At 74.5% G+C, this 16,117-nt stretch carries 13 protein-coding genes (1 of these 13 cut by a window edge); 5 read left to right on the top strand and 8 right to left on the bottom strand.

The window, feature by feature from the left end:
* Positions 1 to 6: 6 nt before the first annotated feature.
* The 3 genes from SVTN_RS06360 to SVTN_RS06350 form a co-directional block, all read right to left on the bottom strand.
* Complete coding sequence (locus SVTN_RS06360; protein WP_041133657.1) at positions 7 to 1,164, bottom strand: lipid-transfer protein; 1,158 nt, start codon at positions 1,162 to 1,164, stop codon at positions 7 to 9.
* Positions 1,165 to 1,190: 26 nt separating this feature from the next.
* On the bottom strand, positions 1,191 to 1,664 hold the full coding sequence (locus SVTN_RS06355; RefSeq protein ID WP_041128168.1) for a Zn-ribbon domain-containing OB-fold protein: 474 nt from the start codon (positions 1,662 to 1,664) through the stop codon (positions 1,191 to 1,193).
* Positions 1,665 to 1,737: 73 nt separating this feature from the next.
* Positions 1,738 to 2,559 (bottom strand): M15 family metallopeptidase, encoded by an 822-nt coding sequence (locus tag SVTN_RS06350; RefSeq protein ID WP_041128167.1) that lies wholly within the window; start codon positions 2,557 to 2,559, stop codon positions 1,738 to 1,740.
* Here SVTN_RS06350 and SVTN_RS06345 point away from each other — a divergent pair.
* Positions 2,558 to 3,118: an NUDIX domain-containing protein gene (locus SVTN_RS06345; protein WP_052499003.1), complete on the top strand. Its 561-nt coding sequence runs from the start codon at positions 2,558 to 2,560 to the stop codon at positions 3,116 to 3,118. The two genes, SVTN_RS06350 and SVTN_RS06345, sit on opposite strands and share 2 nt — an antisense overlap.
* Here the strand turns inward: SVTN_RS06345 and SVTN_RS06340 are convergent.
* A complete protein-coding gene (locus tag SVTN_RS06340; protein ID WP_041128166.1) occupies positions 3,109 to 5,511 on the bottom strand; it encodes a glycoside hydrolase family 31 protein in 2,403 nt (800 codons plus the stop codon). The two genes, SVTN_RS06345 and SVTN_RS06340, sit on opposite strands and share 10 nt — an antisense overlap.
* A 215-nt stretch (positions 5,512 to 5,726) precedes the next feature.
* On the opposite strand from SVTN_RS06340, the gene SVTN_RS06335 reads away from it, so the two are divergent.
* Entirely contained in the window at positions 5,727 to 7,700 is a 1,974-nt protein-coding gene (locus SVTN_RS06335) for an acetoacetate--CoA ligase (protein WP_041128165.1), read from the top strand.
* Between the two features lie 58 nt (positions 7,701 to 7,758).
* On the opposite strand, the gene SVTN_RS06330 is transcribed toward SVTN_RS06335, so the two are convergent.
* A complete protein-coding gene (locus SVTN_RS06330; protein ID WP_041128164.1) occupies positions 7,759 to 8,847 on the bottom strand; it encodes a CU044_5270 family protein in 1,089 nt (362 codons plus the stop codon).
* Positions 8,844 to 9,551, bottom strand: a complete 708-nt coding sequence (locus tag SVTN_RS06325; RefSeq protein WP_078908236.1) for an RNA polymerase sigma factor — start codon at positions 9,549 to 9,551, stop codon at positions 8,844 to 8,846. Before SVTN_RS06325 ends, SVTN_RS06330 begins: the two co-directional genes overlap by 4 nt.
* A 121-nt stretch (positions 9,552 to 9,672) precedes the next feature.
* Here SVTN_RS06325 and SVTN_RS06320 point away from each other — a divergent pair, with 121 nt between their 5' ends.
* The gene (locus SVTN_RS06320; RefSeq protein WP_099055169.1) at positions 9,673 to 11,298 is read left to right on the top strand and encodes a serine protease; all 1,626 of its coding nucleotides are present in this window, start codon (positions 9,673 to 9,675) and stop codon (positions 11,296 to 11,298) included.
* Between the two features lie 116 nt (positions 11,299 to 11,414).
* Here SVTN_RS06320 and SVTN_RS06315 read toward each other — a convergent pair whose 3' ends face one another.
* Positions 11,415 to 12,734 carry an aminotransferase class I/II-fold pyridoxal phosphate-dependent enzyme gene (locus SVTN_RS06315; protein WP_041128163.1) on the bottom strand — a complete coding sequence of 440 codons (1,320 nt, stop codon included), beginning with the start codon at positions 12,732 to 12,734 and terminating at the stop codon, positions 11,415 to 11,417.
* Between the two features lie 45 nt (positions 12,735 to 12,779).
* Between SVTN_RS06315 and SVTN_RS06310 the strand changes: the two genes are divergently transcribed.
* Positions 12,780 to 14,075 carry an MFS transporter gene (locus SVTN_RS06310; RefSeq protein ID WP_281192303.1) on the top strand — a complete coding sequence of 432 codons (1,296 nt, stop codon included), beginning with the start codon at positions 12,780 to 12,782 and terminating at the stop codon, positions 14,073 to 14,075.
* Between the two features lie 23 nt (positions 14,076 to 14,098).
* Positions 14,099 to 14,989: a hypothetical protein gene (locus SVTN_RS06305; RefSeq protein ID WP_041128162.1), complete on the top strand. Its 891-nt coding sequence runs from the start codon at positions 14,099 to 14,101 to the stop codon at positions 14,987 to 14,989.
* Between the two features lie 69 nt (positions 14,990 to 15,058).
* Here the strand turns inward: SVTN_RS06305 and ptsP are convergent, their stop codons facing one another.
* Positions 15,059 to 16,117, bottom strand: the 3' portion of a protein-coding gene (ptsP, locus tag SVTN_RS06300) for a phosphoenolpyruvate--protein phosphotransferase (protein ID WP_041128161.1). 612 nt of this gene lie beyond the right edge of the window; the window shows 1,059 of its 1,671 coding nt (coding positions 613-1,671); its start codon lies beyond the right edge, outside the window; its stop codon occupies positions 15,059 to 15,061.

Raw genomic sequence — 16,117 nt, 5'->3', positions numbered from 1 at the left:
GGGCGGTCAGCGCACCGCCACCACCGCCGAACCGTGCCCGAACAGGCCCTGGTTCGCGGTGATCCCGACCCGCGCGCCCTGCACCTGTCGGTCGCCCGCCGTCCCGCGCAGCTGCCAGGTCAGCTCGCAGACCTGGGCGATCGCCTGGGCGGGCACCGCCTCCCCGAAGGAGCCGAGGCCGCCGCTGGTGTTGACCGGAAGGCGTCCGCCGAGGGCCGTCACGCCCTCCCGCAGCAGCTTGGCGCCCTCGCCCGGCGCGCAGAGCCCGATGTCCTCGTACCACTCCAGTTCCAGGGCGGTGGACAGGTCGTACACCTCCGCCAGGGACAGGTCCTCGGGCCCGAGCCCCGCCTCCTCGTAGGCGGCGCGGGCGATCGAGGCGCGGAAGGCGTGCGGGGCGGGGGAGACGGCCGCCGCCGAGTCGGTCGCGATGTCGGGGAGGTCGAGCACCGCCTTGGGGTACGTGGGGGAGACGGTGGAGACCGCCCGGACCCGGACCGGGTCGGGGTGCCCGTGCCGGCGCGCGAACTCCATGCTGGACAGCACGAGCGCGGCGCCCCCGTCCGAGGTGGCGCAGATGTCGAGGAGCCGCAGCGGGTCGGCGACGACGGCGGAGGCCGCGACTTCTTCGGCCGTCACGCGCGCGCGGTAGCGGGCCAGCGGATTGAGCGCGCCGGCCGCCGCGTTCTTCACCTTCACCCGGGCGAAGTCCTCGGCCGTGTCGCCGTACAGCGCCATCCTGCGGCGCGCGTAGAGCGCGAAGTACGCCGGGTTGGTCGCCCCGAGCACCCGGAACCGCAGCCAGTCCGGGTCGCCGGGCCGCTCGCCGCCGGCCGGGGCGAGGAAGCCCTTCGGCGTCGAGTCCGCGCCGACGACCAGGACCACGTCCGCGAGACCCGCCAGGATCTGGGCCCGGGCGGTCCCGATGGCCTGGGCGCCCGAGGCGCAGGCGGCGTACACGCTGGTGACCCGCGCCCCCTGCCAGCCGAGGGCCTGGGCGAAGGTCGCCCCCGCCACGTACCCCGGGTATCCGCACCGCATGGTGTCGGCGCCGACGACCGAGCCGACGTCGGACCACTCAAGACCGGCGTCGGCGAGCGCGGCGCGGGCGGCGGCCGTCCCGTACGAGACGAAGCTCCGTCCCCATTTGCCCCAGGGATGCATCCCGGCCCCGAGCACGGCGATGTCGTTCACGACCGCTCCTCCCGATCCGCCGTGGTGACCGGCCGCCAGTTCCAGGTGGTCCAGACGTGTTCCTCGTCCTCGTTCAGGACCCCCGGCACCACCTCGACCTCCGTCCCGACGGCGAGGTCGGCCGTCGTCACGCCGGGCGCCGCCTGCCCGAGCACCACCATCGCCTCGGCCGCGAGCTCGACGGCGACCAGGGTGTACGGCTCCCAGGGCGCGTCCGGGTCGGAGACGTACGGGGCGGGCGGACGGTACCGGCCGTCGGTGTACGACCAGACCCGGCTGCGCGGCGAGAGCGGGACCTCGGCCAGCTCGCCGCCGCCCGGGCAGCCGGGGTTGCGGCACCAGTCGTCCTCGCGGGGGAAGAAGACCGACGCGCAGGCCGTGCAGCGGGTGCCGAGCAGCCGGAACTCCGCCTCCGGCACGGTGTCGTCGGTGAACCACCCGGCCACCACCGGTCTGCGCGTCCGTGCCATCGGGACCTCCCGTGATCTGACGAAGCGTCAGAAGTGTGTCATGGGAGGCCGGTACTGAGAAGGGCCCGGTGCCTCAGTGCCCGGCCACCGACCTCCGCGCCACCGGGAAGTCGAAGAAGGTGGCCGGGAACGGCTCGGGCTTGAACGTGAAGTGCCACCACTCCTCGGGCAGGTTCACGAAGCCCTGCTTGCCGAGCGCTCCCCTCAGCAGATCGCGGTTGGCCCGCTGCTCGCCCCCGATCCGCGGATCGTCGGTGTGCGAGAGGGTGTCGAAGCAGTCGAAGCCGGTGCCCATGTCCACGGAATTGTCCGGAAAGCGCTCCTCCTGCGGCGCGGAGCAGTCCACCAGCTCCTCACCCGGTACGTACGCGCGCGTGGGCACCGCCGGAAGCCGCACGATCGTCAGATCCACCGTCGAACCCCGGCTGTGCCCCGACTTCTCCGCGATGTAACCGTCCGCGAACAGCCTCGACTTGTCGACGAGCGGATAGAACTCCTTCTTCATCCGCTCGTCCTCCAGGTCCTTCGCCCAGCGCACGAAGTGGTCCACGGCCCGCTGCGGCCGGTAGCAGTCGTACACCTTCAGCGTGTACCCGCGGGCGAGCAGCCGGACCTGCGCGCGGTGCAGCGCCTCGGCCGCGGGGCGGGTCAGGATGCACAGCGGCTGCCGGTAGCCGTCCACCGGCTCGCCGACGAAGTTGTGCTCGGTCGTGTAGCGCATCTCCTGGAGGATCGTCGGGTCCACGGAGCTCAGGGCCACGAACTCCCGCGGCGCCTTGGGCTCCGGCGCGGCCGAGGCCGGGGGAGCGGGCGCGGCGACGGCGCCGGTGACGGCGAGCAGCCCGGCCGCGGCCGTGACGGCGAGGGTACGGAGGGCGGTTGCGAGTCCAGTCATGCGCACCGTCTACCAGTTCCGGCAGCGCCGGGAAAGGGTGATCGCATACGGTCGGGCCGTGAAGGACTCCCACTGCTCCTCCTGCGGCGCCGCCTACCCGGCCGACGCCGGCTGGCCCCGCACCTGCCCGGCCTGCGGCCACACCGCCTACCGCAACCCGCTGCCCGTCGCCGTCGCCCTCCTCCCCGTCACCGCTGTGACGGGGACGGGCCTCCTCGTCATCACCCGCACCATCGAACCCGCGCGGGGCGGAGTGGCCCTGCCCGGCGGCTTCATCGACCACGGCGAGGACTGGCGCGCCGCCGTCGCCCGCGAACTCCGCGAGGAGACCGGCATCCCGGCCTCGGCCGAGGAGGTCCGCCTCGCCGACGCGCTGAGCTCCCCGGCCGGCCACCTCCTCCTCTTCGGCCTCCTGCCGGCCCGCCCTGCCGCAGAACTCCCGCCGTCGGCCCCGACGGACGAGACGAGCGGCCACCACGTCCTCAAGGCACCGGCGGAACTGGCCTTCCCGCTCCACACGGAGGCGGTACGGAAGTGGTTCGGCGGCGCCTACGGGTGACCGCCCCGCACCACCACCGGCAGCCCCGCCTCCTCCACCCCGTCGTCCGTGACGCGCTCCACCACCACCCGGCCGTCCACGAGCCGCGACTGGTACCGCTCGATCGCGGCCGACTCCCAGCCGTCCCCGGTGTCCCGCACCACGAGCCCGCCACCGGTCCGCCCCGCGGCCGGCGCCCACACCTCCAGGACCAGGTCGTCCCCCTCGCCCCGCACGGGGAGCACGGCCCCCGCCCGGGCCAGGACCGGCACCCGGGAGAGCGGCGCGTCGAGCAGGACCTGCCCCGGACCCTCGTACGCCCGCCCCGTCGCCGTGTCGTACCAGCGCCCGCGCGGCAGCCGTACCGCCCGGCGGTCCGCGCCCCGCGTCAGGACCGGGGCCACGAGCAGCGCGTCGCCGAGGAGGAACGCGTCCTCGCAGTCGCGCAGCACCCGGTCCTCGGGCGTCCCCCACCACACCGGACGCACATACGGCGCGCCCGTCATCCGGGCCAGCCGGGCAAGGGTCGTGAAGTACGGCCGCAGCCGCTCCCGTTCGGCCAGCGCCACGCGCGCGTGCTCCAGGACCTCGGGCCCGAACTCCCAGGGCTCGCGCCGCCCCGCGTCGATCGCCGCGTGCGTACGGAAGAGGGGGAGCCACGCGCCCAGCTGGTACCAGCGCAGGAACAGCTCCGGCGACGGACTGCCGTCGAAACCGCCCACGTCAGGACCCGAATAGGGCACCCCGCACAGCCCCAGGCCCAGGACCAGGGAGAGCGAGGCCCGCAGCCCCGGCCACCCCGTCGACACGTCGCCGGACCAGGTGCCCCCGTACCGCTGCATCCCCGCCCAGCCGGAGCGCGAGAACAGGAACGGCCGCTCGTCCGGCCGCAGCCGGCGCAGCCCCTCGTACCCGGCCCGGGCCATCGCGAGCCCGTACACGTTGTGCGCCTCCCGGTGGTCGCCGCCCCGGCCCTCGAGCGCGTGCCGCGCCGAACGCGGCAGCGTCGGGTCGCCGAAGGGGACGAAGGACACCGGCTCGTTCATGTCGTGCCACACCCCGGCGAAGCCCTGCCGCAGCCGCTCCTCGTACAGGCCGCCCCACCACTCCCGTACCGCCGGATCGGTGAAGTCCGGGTAGGCGCACTCGCCGGGCCACACCACCCCGCGCACCTCCTGCCCCCGCGCGTCCTTGACGAAGGCGTCGACCGCCGACCCGCCGTCGTACACCGGGTCGCCCGGTTCCGCCTTCACCGCCGGGTCCACGATCGACACCAGGCGCACGCCCTGCTCCCGCAGCTCCTCCGCGAGCCCCGGCAGATCGGGGAACCGCTCCCGGTCGACCGTGAACACCCGGTGCCCGTCGTAGTGGTCGATGTCCAGGTGGACGGCGGACAGCGGCAGCCCACGCTCCCGGTACCCGGCCACCACCCGCCGCACCTCGCGCGCGCTGCCGAAGCCCCAGCGCGCGTGCTGCGGCCCGAGCGCCCAGGACGGCGGCAGCGCCGGCGCGCCCGTCAGCGCCGCCCAGCCGTGCAGCACGCGCGCGGGGGTGCCGACGACCACCCAGCAGCGCAGCGGCCCGCCCGTCATCCGCACCTCACTGGTGCCCGGCCGGTCGTGCCCGGACCCGGCCCCCTCCTCGCCCTCGGCCAGGGTGACCCGGCCGTCCCAGGAGTTGTCGTGGAACGCCAGGTGCGTACCGGCGTCCGAGACCACGAACTGGACGGGCATGGTGATGTAGAGCGGATCGTCCCCGGGGCCGAAAGCGCCCTTGGGGTCGGTGTTCCACAGCCGGTACGAGCCGTCCCGCAGGCGCGGCCCCGCCGACCGCCCGCCGAGCCCGAAGAACCGGGCGTCGGCCGGCACCTCGCTGCGCTGCACCCAGCGCGCGGCCCCCGGGGAGACCGCCCCGGCGCCGTCACCCGCCACCGCGCCGTCCTCCGGGCCCGCCACCGGCTCCCACCAGCGCGGCGGCAGGTCCCGGCGGAGCAGCACCCCGCCCGGAGTCCGGAGCTCCACCGTTCCGTGCCGGGAGACCGTCACCGTCACCCGTTCCGACACGATCCGCCACCCGCCGTCGGTGTCCGGTTCGAGGGAGGCCCGCGGATCCGCGTCGGGCGCCTCGCCGGCCAGGGCGTACGAGGGGAGCGGTTCGGCCCCGTCCCACCCCCAGAACACCGTCCCGCCCGACGACACGCGGATCAGGAGCGAGGACCGGGCGAACCGGACGGTCCCCCCGCCCGGAGCCGCCTCCGCCTCCACCGCGAGCCCCGGCACCCTGGCCCGCTCCGCCCCCCGGGGCGGCAGCCCCCACGCATCCGTACGGCGCTGCCGCCACGCCGACCGCACCGCCCGCAGACCCTGCACCGAACCGAACACCTTCATCGAACGCACCAGTTCCCGACCGTTCATGCAGCTCACCCTGCCATCCGCCGGAGGCCGAACCGGCTCCGTTCAGCTGCCGTTCACCCGTGGTGGGAGCACATGTTCAACTGCCTGACCATGGGCGGGCAGACCTGGTGCGAATGACGATCACATGGCATCGTCCTGTCAGCCGCGTCACGCGCACACCCCAGCACGTGCGCAGGACACACGCAGACCCGCGTACAGCCAGGGAGCAGCCCCAAATGACATCAGCAGCGCCGACCGAGCCCCTCTGGCAGCCGGACGAGGAACGCATCGCCACGGCAGCCGTCACCCGCTTCCAGGCCTGGGCCGCCGAGCACCACGGCGCCCCCGCCGAGGGCGGGTACCCGGCGCTCCACCGCTGGTCGGTCGAGGAACTCGAAGCCTTCTGGCAGGCCGTCGTCGAGTGGTTCGACCTCCGCTTCTCGACCCCGTACGAGCGGGTACTCGGCGACCGCTCCATGCCCGGCGCCGACTGGTTCCCCGGAGCCACCCTCAACTACGCCGAGCACGCCCTGCGCGCCGCCGACGAGCGCCCCCATGACACGGCCCTGCTCCATGTGGACGAGACACATGAGCCGACGCCGATCACCTGGGGCGAGCTCCGCCGCCAGGTCGGTTCCCTCGCCGCCGAACTGCGCGCCCTCGGCGTGAACCCCGGCGACCGCGTCAGCGGCTACCTGCCCAACGTCCCGCAGTCCGTCGTCGCGCTCCTCGCCACCGCCGCGGTCGGCGCCGTGTGGACCTCCTGCGCCCCGGACTTCGGCGCCCGCAGCGTCCTCGACCGCTTCCAGCAGGTCGAGCCGGTCGTCCTCTTCACCGTCGACGGCTACCGCTACGGCGGCAAGGAGCACGACCGCCGCGACACCGTCGCCGAACTGCGCGCCGAGCTCCCCACCCTCCGCGCCGTCGTCCACATCCCGCTCCTCGGCACCCCGGCCCCCGAAGGCACCCTCGCCTGGGACGACCTGGTCGCCGCCGACGTCGAGCCGGTCTACGAGCAGGTGCCGTTCTCGCACCCGCTGTGGGTCCTGTACTCCTCCGGCACGACCGGCCTGCCGAAGGCGATCGTCCAGTCCCAGGGCGGCATCCTCGTCGAGCACGTCAAGCAGCTGGGCCTGCACTGCGACCTCGGCCCCGAGGACGTGTTCTTCTGGTACACCTCCACCGGCTGGATGATGTGGAACTTCCTCGTCTCCGGCCTCCTCACCGGTACGACCGTCGTCCTGTACGACGGCAGCCCCGGCTACCCCGACACCGCGGCCCAGTGGCGGGTCGCCGAACGCACCCGCGCCACCCTCTACGGCACCTCCGCCGCGTACGTGATGGCCTGCGCCAAGGCGGACGTCCACCCCGGCCGGGACTTCGACCTCTCCGCCGTGAAGTGCGTCGCCACCACCGGCTCCCCGCTGCCCCCCGACGGCTTCCGCTGGCTCCACGACGAGGTCCGCGAGAACCTGTGGATCGCCTCCGTCAGCGGCGGCACGGACGTCTGCTCCTGCTTCGCGGGCGCCGTCCCCACGCTGCCCGTCCACATCGGCGAGCTCCAGGCCGCGGGCCTCGGCACCGACCTCCAGTCCTGGGACCCCTCCGGGAAGCCCCTGATCGGCGAGGTCGGCGAACTCGTCGTCACCAACCCCATGCCGTCCATGCCGATCCACTTCTGGAACGACCCCGACGGCAGCCGCTACCGCGACAGCTACTTCGAGATGTTCCCGGGCGTCTGGCGCCACGGAGACTGGATCACGATCACGGACCACGGCTCGGTCGTCATCCACGGCCGCTCCGACTCCACCCTGAACCGCCAGGGCGTCCGGATGGGGAGCGCCGATATCTACGAGGCCGTCGAGCGCCTCCCCGAGATCCGCGAGTCCCTGGTCATCGGCCTGGAGGAACCGGACGGCGGATACTGGATGCCGCTCTTCGTGCACCTCGTGGAGGGCGTCACCCTGGACGACGAGCTGATCGACCGCATCAAGCGGACGATCCGCAGCGAACTCTCCCCGCGTCACGTCCCCGACGAGATCATCGAGGTCCCGGGCGTCCCGCACACCCTCACGGGCAAGCGCATCGAGGTCCCGGTCAAGCGCCTCCTCCAGGGCACCCCCCTGGCCAAGGCCGTCAACGCCGGCTCGGTCGACGACCTCGGCCTGCTCCACTTCTACGAGACCCTGGCGGCCAACCGCCGCGGCTGAACCGCGTCATGAGAGGGGCCTGCCGATCCGAACCGGATCGGCGGGCCCCTCGTTCGAGCTAGCCCTTCGGCAGCTCGCCCGGCGCGGGGGCGGCGGCCTTGGCGAGCACCGCCGAGACCCCCAGGACCGTCCCGGCCCGCCCGGCCGACGTGGTCTCGGTGAGGACGGTGCGCTCACCGAGGAACGCCGACGTCGTCCGGTCGAAGATCCACTGTGTCTGCTCGCCGTGGGCGGTACGGGCCACGGCGACGCCCTCGCGACCGGCCGCGTCCTTCGCGGACGGCAGGACGGTCACCCCGGGGATCCGCGCCGCCGCCTCGTACAGCGCGGCGGTGACCTTCGGCGGAGCCCAGGTCTCGGCGAGGAGGGTCCCGATCGCGGTGAACGCCCGCTGATCGGCGTCGCCCTCGCCCGCGCGCGTCTGGTCCCGGACCAGACGCAGCAGCGCTTCGGGATCGGTGGGGAGCGTCGCCACGTACGCGTGGGTCGGGTTCGTGACGGAGGGCGGCGCCGTCTCCAGGGTGGTCTTCCGGGGGGTGGCCCCGGGACCGTCCAGCTCGTACACGGGCGCCTCGGCGCCGAGTTCCGTGTCGGCGGCACCCGGCTCGCGCAGCAGCCCCGGCCGGCTGCCGTCGACGGAGAGCCACACCTCGCGCTGATGCGCGGGCGGCAGCGTGGCGCGACCGCCGGCCGCGCCGCGCCCCGCGTGGGCGACGAGGCTCTTGACGTAGACGTACTCCCCGGGCCGGGCGTCCGGGGCGGGAGCGGCGGCCGCGGCGAGCGCGGCACCGGACAGGACCTGCACGGCTTCGGGCGAGGTGGACTGCCCGGCCGAGACGTGGCCGGGGGACCCGCCCGGCGCGTCCCGGGGGGCGAGCACGGCGACTCCGGCGACGACCGCGCAGGCGGCCATCGGCGCGGCGATCCAGCCGAGCCGGAGCCCCTGGCGCGGCCGGTGCGCCCGCACCGGGCGGGCGGCCGCGCCGTCCCCCGCGGCCAGGGCGGTCCGCAGGACGGCGTGCCTGAGGTGCTGGTTCCGCTCCGCCGTCAGATCGGGCACCGGCGGCGGAGGCAGCAGCTCGGTCAGCTCGGCGCGCAGGAGCTCGTCCGCGTCGGCGTGCGGCGGGCGGGGGGCGAAGGCGTTCATGCCTGGTTCTCCGGGGTGGGTCGGGGCGCGAGGGCCGGGCGGACGGCGACAGAGCCGGGTACGGCGAGGGGCTGGGGCGCGGAAGCGGGGGAGTCCAGGGGGTGGGGCGCGGCGGTGGCCCGCCCGGTCGAGCGGACCGCCGCAGCGGCGGACCGCTCCCGGCGCCGCCCCGCGCGCAGTTCGGCCTCGGCGAGCTTCCGGAGCCGTTCACGGGCCCGGGACAGCCGGGAGCGGACGGTGCCGACCGGGATGCCGAGGGCCTCCCCGGCCGCCGCGTAGTCCAGACCCGCCCACACCACGAGCGTGAAGACCTCGCGCTCACGCCGCCTGAGCCTGCCGAGCGCCACGCGGGCGGCACGGATCTGCTCCCCGTCCGTCATCCGGGCGAGGACGTCGTCGGCGAAGTCCGGCAGGACACCGCGCTCGGGGATCCTGGCCAGCGCCGCGTCCCGTCGGCGCGCCTCGCGGGCCGCCCCGCGCATGATGTTGGTCGCGATGCCAAGGAGCCACGGGCGCAGGCTGCCGCCGTCGGCGTGCACCTTCCCGCGGCAGCGCCAGGCCTCGAGGAACGCGGCGGACACGACGTCCTCCGCGGCCGCCCGGTCCCCGCACACCCGGTAGGCGTAGTGGTACAGCACGCGTGCGTGCTCGTCGTACGCCTCTCCGAGCGCCGCGGGGTCCCCGGCGCGGAAACGATCTCTCATAGGTGATTCCACATCTGGCACTGGGCGCCGGTTCGCCTGGGTTCCCGTGACCTGGACCACAGCCCCGCCCGATGTGGCCCAGGTCACGGGAACGCCCCGCCCGCCGCGAGCAGTGCTGGGCATGAACGATTCCTCGACATCAGGCGGCACGCCCTGCAACACCGTCGGCCGCAACGCCCTCGGCCGCTGCACCGTCCTGCGCACCCTCGCCCTCGCCGGAGTCCTCGCCGGCACGACCCTCTCCGCCCTGCCCCCGACCGCCGTGGCGGCGAGCGGCGCCCCCGAGACGTACGCCCTGACGATCCGGCACCTGGACCGCGCGGGCGCCGCCACCGGCGGCTACAGCACCCACGTCACCGGCATCTCGGGCCCCGGCGCGCAGCAGGAGGCCGCGCCCTACGACGCGTCCGGCACGGTCACCGTCCGCCTGCCCAAGGGCCGCTACCTGCTCGACTCCACGCTGTACGGCTCCGATCCGGCCACCGGCACCGACTGGGTCGTCCAGCCCCGCCTGGACCTGAACGGCGACACGACCGTCACCGTCGACGCCCGGACGACCGCCCCGGTGGACGTCCGCCCGCCCGAGTCGGGCGCCCGCTACCTGAACAGCATCGGGTTCGTCGAGGTCACCCACGAGGGGACCACCCGCTCCGCGAACATCATGACGGCCCGAGAGGGCCTGCGCGTGGCCCACCTCGGCCCGGCCTCCGAAGCGGGCTCGGTCAAGGAGTGGTTCGACACCTACTGGTCCGGTGCGCGCGCCGACTACGGGCTCGGCTACACCTTCACCTCCGACCGCGCCCTGACCGGCCTCGTCCGCCACCCGGCGGCCGGCGGGCTGGCCACCGTCAAGATCCGCGGAGCGGCCGCCGAGGGCGCGACCGGAACCGGGTTCGTCTCCGTCCAGCCCAGCGCGGGCCCCACCGTCGGTCTCGCCCAGCCCCTCGAGCCCTCCGCCACCGCGACCGTCATGGTCAATCCGGAGCGGGGCCGCTGGGACGTCGAATACACCGGCCCGGCCGCCCCCGAGACGCCGCCCAACCGCTACGTCGCGAACGGAATCGCGGTTCACGCGGGCGCGACCACCACGCGCACCTTCGACAACGCCGTCTTCGGCCCCGCGCTCGACACCACGCCCGGCGCCCGTCCGGCCGGCGTCCGCGACGGCAACAGGATCGCGCTCGACGTCCCGCTCCTCGCCGACGGGGACGGCCACGCGCCGAGCGCACCGCGCTTCCACAGCGCGACCACCACGCTCCACCGCGACGGCGTCCTGATCGGCACCCGCCGGGGCGAGCCCGGCCGCGCCGAGTTCACCACCACCCCCGGAACGGCCTCGTACCGGCTGACCGCCTCGGCGACCCGGGGCGACGGCACGGCGTCGAGCGGGCGCGTCACCGCCGCCTGGACCTTCACCTCGGCCGCCACCACCCGGCCCACCGCCCTGCCCCTGAGCACCGTCCGCTTCGCCCCGGACCTCGCCCTCGACGGCACCGCCCCGGCGGGCACCCTGCTCCGCGTGCCGGTCACCGTCCAGGGCGCGGCCGCCGGGACCGGCGTCCGGTCCCTGACGGTGTCGACGTCCGTCGACAACGGCACCACCTGGACCCGCGTCCCCGTCATCGACGGCCAGATGGCCTTCCGCACCCCGGCCTCCGGCCGGACCGTCTCGCTCCGCGCCGAACTCACCGACACCCGGGGCAACACCCTCACCCAGACCCAGCTGGGCGCCTTCCGCACCCGCTGACCCCTCCGTCGGACGCTCCGGGGCAGGCCCACGCCCGCCCCGGAGCGTCCGCACGTCACGACGTCACGCACGCGCCCCACCAGCGGGGCCACCCGGCGCCGCACCGGCCCGGCCCGTCACCCGCCGTACGTCGCCTGCGCGTCCCCCAGGACCTCGGCGAAGTCCGCCGCAAGGCGCAGGGCGTCGGCCGGCGCGAGCGTGGCCGTCGTGATGCGTACCGCAGGCGGAGCCGCGATGCGGAACCGCGCCCCCGCGGCGACCCACCAGCCCTGCGTCCGCAGCCCGTTGACGACCGCGGACTCGTCCCGCACGGGCACCCACACGTTCAGGCCGCTCGCCCCGACCGCACGGATCCCGTACGAGCCGAGCGCGCCGAGCAGCGCCGAGCGCCGTTCCGCGTACGCCTCCTCGCCCGCCGCCACCAGGTCCCGTACGGCCCCGTCGGCGAGCAGGTCGGCCACCGTCTCCTGCAGGACGTGGCTGACCCAGCCCGAGGTCATCACCATCCGCCGGTCGTGCCGCGCCAGCGTCACCGCGTCGCACGCCACCCCGGCCCAGCGCAGGTCGATGCCGAGGTGCTTCGAAGCGGTCCGCACCTGCGCCCACCGGTCGAGCCCGGCCGCGGCGAGCGTGTACGCCGCGGCCCCGCCGACCTCCGCGTTGTGGTCGTCCTCGACGACGAGCACCTCGGGGAACTCCCGGAGCACTTCCACCAGTTCGTCCCTCCGCGCGCGCGTGAAGAACGCCCCCGTCGGACACTGCCCGCGCGGGCTGCACACCACCGCGCGCACCCCGCCCCGCAGCGCGGCCCGCAGCGACTCCGGTACGAGCCCCTCGCCGTCCACGGCCACCGGGACCGCCCGCAGCCCCAACGCGGGCACCAGGTCGAGCACATGGTGGAACCCGGGGTCCTCCACCGCCACGGAGTCGCCGGGCCGCAGCTCCGTCGAAAGGAGTCGCGCGATGCAGTCCAGGGCGCCGTGGGCGAACGTCACATGCTCCGCCGGCACCCCGTCCCGCTCGAACCACGCCCGGGTCAGCGCCTCCAGGTGCGCGAGCCGCGGCGCGGCGCGATGGGACCCGTACACCGGGGCGACGGCCGCCGGGGGCCGGAGCACGGGGAGGAAGGCCGGGTCGGGAAACCCGGCGGACAGGTCCACCAGACCGGCGGGCACGCGCGGCGGCCGCCGGGAGGCCATGGACGGCACCTCGGCCACCACGGTCCCGCCACGCCCGCGCGTGACGATCAACCCCCGCTGCCGCAACTCCTTGTAGGCCGTCGCGACGGTCCCCGGACTCACCCCCAGCTCCTCGGCGAGCCGCCGCACCGGCGGCAGGGCATCGCCCGGGGCGAGCCCGCCCTCGGACACGCCCCGCTCCACGGACGCGGCAATCCCCTTGGCCGTCGCCCCTTCGATCGCATATTGTGCTGCCACGTAGTCAATTATGTATCAATACAAAGAAGTTCGCAAGGGGGACCCATGAGCCGCAGCACCACCCGACCCGCCCGCCCACCCCTCAAGGACCGCATCCCCGGCGGCACCGACGGCCGCCGCATGCTTCTCGTCACCTTCATCGACAAGTGCGGCACCGGACTCTGGTCCACGGCCATGGCCCTCTACTTCACCTACGTCACCGGCCTCGGCCTCGGCCAGGTCGGCCTCCTCATCGCCCTCTCCGGCGCCGCGGGCATCGCCGGCGCCCCCCTCGGCGGCCGCCTCGCCGACCGCTTCCCCCTCGTCCGCGTCATCATCTGCACCCAACTCCTCCGCGCCGCCGCCCTCCTCGCCCTCCTCACCACCGACAACTACCTGCTGCTCGTCCTCTTCTCCGCAGCCGGCGCCCTCCCCGACCGCGCCACCAACGTCCTCACCAAGCTCTACGCGGCCCGCGTCGCCGGCCCCGACCGCGTCCGCTACCAGGCCATCAACCGCACCGCCTCCAACCTCGGCTGGACCCTCGGCGGCCTCGGCGCCGCCGCCGCGCTCGCCGTCGGCTCCACCACCGCCTTCCAACTCCTGCTCGTGGGCGACGCGCTGTCCTACCTCGTGATGGCCACCCTCACCCTCCGCTGCGCCGAACCCCCGGCCCCCACCACCTCCCGCGTCGCCGCCGCCTCCACCGACCCGACCCCCACCGCCAAGCCCGCCAACCCCTGGCGCGACCGCGGCTTCCTCGCCTTCACCGCCGGCGAGGCCGTCTTCTTCCTCCACGACTCGCTCATCCAGGTCGCCCTGCCCCTCTGGCTCGTCCACGCCACCGAAGCCCCGGTCGGCCTCGCACCCCTCCTGATGGTGGTCAACAGCGCCCTCGTCGTGCTCTTCCAGGTCCCGCTCTCCCGCTTCGGCGCCACCACCGACGCCGCCCGCCGCCTCCTCGGCCCCCTGGCAGCCCTCTTCATCGTCGCCACGCTCGCCCTCGCCGTCTCCGCCCTCGGCGGCCGCACCCTTGCGATCGCCGCCCTGATCACGGCCACCGTCGCCCTCACCTTTGCCGAGATGGTCCACACCATGGCCTCCTGGGAGCTCTCCGTCGCCCTCGCCCCCGGCGACGCCCAGGGCGCCTACCTCGGAGTCCACGGCCTCGCCCAGTCCACCCAGCGCTTCGCCGGCCCCCTCCTCGTGACCGGCATCGTCTCCGCGGGCCCCCTCGCCTGGCCCCTCCTCGGCGCCACCCTGGTCGCCACCGCCGCCGCCCAGAACCGCCTCGTCCGCCGCCGCCTCACCGAACCCGGACCGTCACTGTCAGTGCCGAAGGTTACGGTGAGTGAGCACTGATCGGAGCGTCACCAGGGGGAGACATGACCCGCACCGGCACCACCACCGCACACCTCCGCCGCGCCCTGCGCCGCGAGGTCCCCAGCACCGTCGGCCTCCTCGCCGACGAACAGGACTTCGCCGCCATGCGGCAGTACCGCACCTTCGCCTTCGACGACCACACCACCTACCTGCGGCAGATCGAGGCCCTCCTCAAGACCCTCGCGACCCAGGGCGGCCACACCACCGTCACCCTCTTCGACCCCGAGGAGTACGCGGCCTGGTGCGCCGAGACCGGCACCGACCCCGACCACCCCACGAGCCGCAGCCGCTTCACCGCCCACCTGGCCACCACCGGCGCCCGCGTCACCTACACCGGCCAGCCCCTCACCACCCTCCTCCCCGAGCTCGTCGACACCGCCGTCCGACAGGCCACCTGGGAGTACGCCACCACCGTCCTCGCCACCGCCGGCGACTGCGCCGGCTGCGGCAAGGACATCGGCAAAGCCGCGTACGAGCGGGCGACCGGTCTGCTCCTACGACTCCTCGAAGCCGCGGGCCCCGGCACCCACCACCTCGTCTGCAGCGTCCAGGCCGCCGACGACCAGCTCCTCGCCGTCCTCCACACCCACGGCACCACACCACCCGACGACGCCACAGGACCGGAGTTCACCGCCGTCCTCGCCACCGGCATCGCCCTCGCGTCACCCGGCGGAGTCGTCCTGCGCACCACCACCCCCGGCGCCCCCGACCGGCTCCACGGCTGGCGCCTCACCGACGGCATCCTGACCCCCCTCACCGAGGCCGAGGTCTTCGCCGCCTACTGCACCGACGCCCGCACCGGCGAACCCCTCTCCCCGGAACCGGGCGTCGAGTACCGAGCCGGCCTCCCCCTCGCCCCCGGCCCCGACGACGACTGGACCACCCACCACTGACCCCGACACGACGAAGGGGCTCCCCGCCACCACGTGACGGAAAGCCCCTTCATCGACCACCTCGGGGAATCACTCCCCGGACAGCACCGCCTGCGCGGCAATGCGCGCATCGTGCGCCGTGTCCGCTGCACGAGCCGCGGCCGCGGCCCGCTCGCACTGCGCCAGCGTGTACTTGGCCAGCGTCGCCCGCACATACGGAATGGACGCCGCACCCATGGACAGGGAGGTGACCCCCAGACCGGTCAGCACACAGGCGAGCAGCGGATCCGAAGCGGCCTCGCCACAGACACCACAGCTCTTGCCCTCGGCCTTGGCCGCCTCGGCGGACAGCGCCACCAGGTCGAGCAGCGCCGGCTGCCACGGGTCCTGGAGCCGCGACACCGCACCGACCTGACGGTCGGCCGCGAAGGTGTACTGCGCCAGGTCGTTCGTGCCCAGCGACAGGAACTCGACCTCCTGCAGGATCGAGCGCGCCCGCAGCGCGGCCGAGGGAATCTCGACCATCGCACCGAACTTCGCCCGCAGCCCCGCCTCACGGCACGCGTCGGCGAACGCCTTCGCGTCCGTACGGTCGGCCACCATCGGCGCCATGACCTCGAGGTACACCGGCAGCCCCTCGGCCGCCTTCGCCAGCGCGGTCAGCTGCGTCCGCAGCACCTCCGGGTGGTCGAGCAGCGACCGCAGACCCCGCACACCGAGCGCCGGGTTCGGCTCGTCCACCGGAGTCAGGAAGTCCAGCGGCTTGTCGGCACCCGCGTCGAGCACCCGCACGACCACACGGCCCTCGGGAAACGCCTCGAGAACCTTGCGGTACGCCTCGACCTGCTTCTCCTCGGACGGAGCCTTCTTGCTGTCGTCCAGGAAGAGGAACTCCGTACGGAACAGACCGACACCCTCGGCACCGGCCTCCACCGCCGCCGGCACGTCCGCCGGACCGCCGACATTGGCGAGCAGCGGCACCTTGTGCCCGTCGGAGGTCGCACCCGGACCGCTGGACGTCGCCAGCGCGGCCTTGCGCTCGGCGGCCGCCTTCGTCAGCGCCGCCTTCTTCTCCTCGCTCGGGTCCACGAAGAGCTCACCGGTGGAACCGTCGACCGCGATGAGCGTGCCCTCGGCCAGCTCACCCGC

Origin of the sequence: Streptomyces vietnamensis, assembly GCF_000830005.1 — a bacterium.
GTDB classification, from domain to species: Bacteria; Actinomycetota; Actinomycetes; order Streptomycetales; family Streptomycetaceae; genus Streptomyces; species Streptomyces vietnamensis.
The sequence above is the reverse complement of the archived record's forward strand: the minus strand, read 5'-3'. Positions and strand labels throughout refer to the sequence as shown.

Excerpts from the sequence above, each read along its gene's own strand:
- SVTN_RS06360 (WP_041133657.1), bottom strand. The coding sequence starts at position 1,164 with ATGCATCCCTGGGGCAAATGGGGACGGAGCTTCGTCTCGTACGGGACG.
- SVTN_RS06355 (WP_041128168.1), bottom strand. The coding sequence starts at position 1,664 with ATGGCACGGACGCGCAGACCGGTGGTGGCCGGGTGGTTCACCGACGAC.
- SVTN_RS06345 (WP_052499003.1), top strand. The coding sequence starts at position 2,558 with ATGCGCACCGTCTACCAGTTCCGGCAGCGCCGGGAAAGGGTGATCGCA.
- SVTN_RS06350 (WP_041128167.1), bottom strand. The coding sequence starts at position 2,559 with ATGACTGGACTCGCAACCGCCCTCCGTACCCTCGCCGTCACGGCCGCG.
- SVTN_RS06340 (WP_041128166.1), bottom strand. The coding sequence starts at position 5,511 with ATGAACGGTCGGGAACTGGTGCGTTCGATGAAGGTGTTCGGTTCGGTG.
- SVTN_RS06335 (WP_041128165.1), top strand. The coding sequence starts at position 5,727 with ATGACATCAGCAGCGCCGACCGAGCCCCTCTGGCAGCCGGACGAGGAA.
- SVTN_RS06330 (WP_041128164.1), bottom strand. The coding sequence starts at position 8,847 with ATGAACGCCTTCGCCCCCCGCCCGCCGCACGCCGACGCGGACGAGCTC.
- SVTN_RS06325 (WP_078908236.1), bottom strand. The coding sequence starts at position 9,551 with ATGAGAGATCGTTTCCGCGCCGGGGACCCCGCGGCGCTCGGAGAGGCG.
- SVTN_RS06320 (WP_099055169.1), top strand. The coding sequence starts at position 9,673 with ATGAACGATTCCTCGACATCAGGCGGCACGCCCTGCAACACCGTCGGC.
- SVTN_RS06310 (WP_281192303.1), top strand. The coding sequence starts at position 12,780 with ATGAGCCGCAGCACCACCCGACCCGCCCGCCCACCCCTCAAGGACCGC.
- SVTN_RS06305 (WP_041128162.1), top strand. The coding sequence starts at position 14,099 with ATGACCCGCACCGGCACCACCACCGCACACCTCCGCCGCGCCCTGCGC.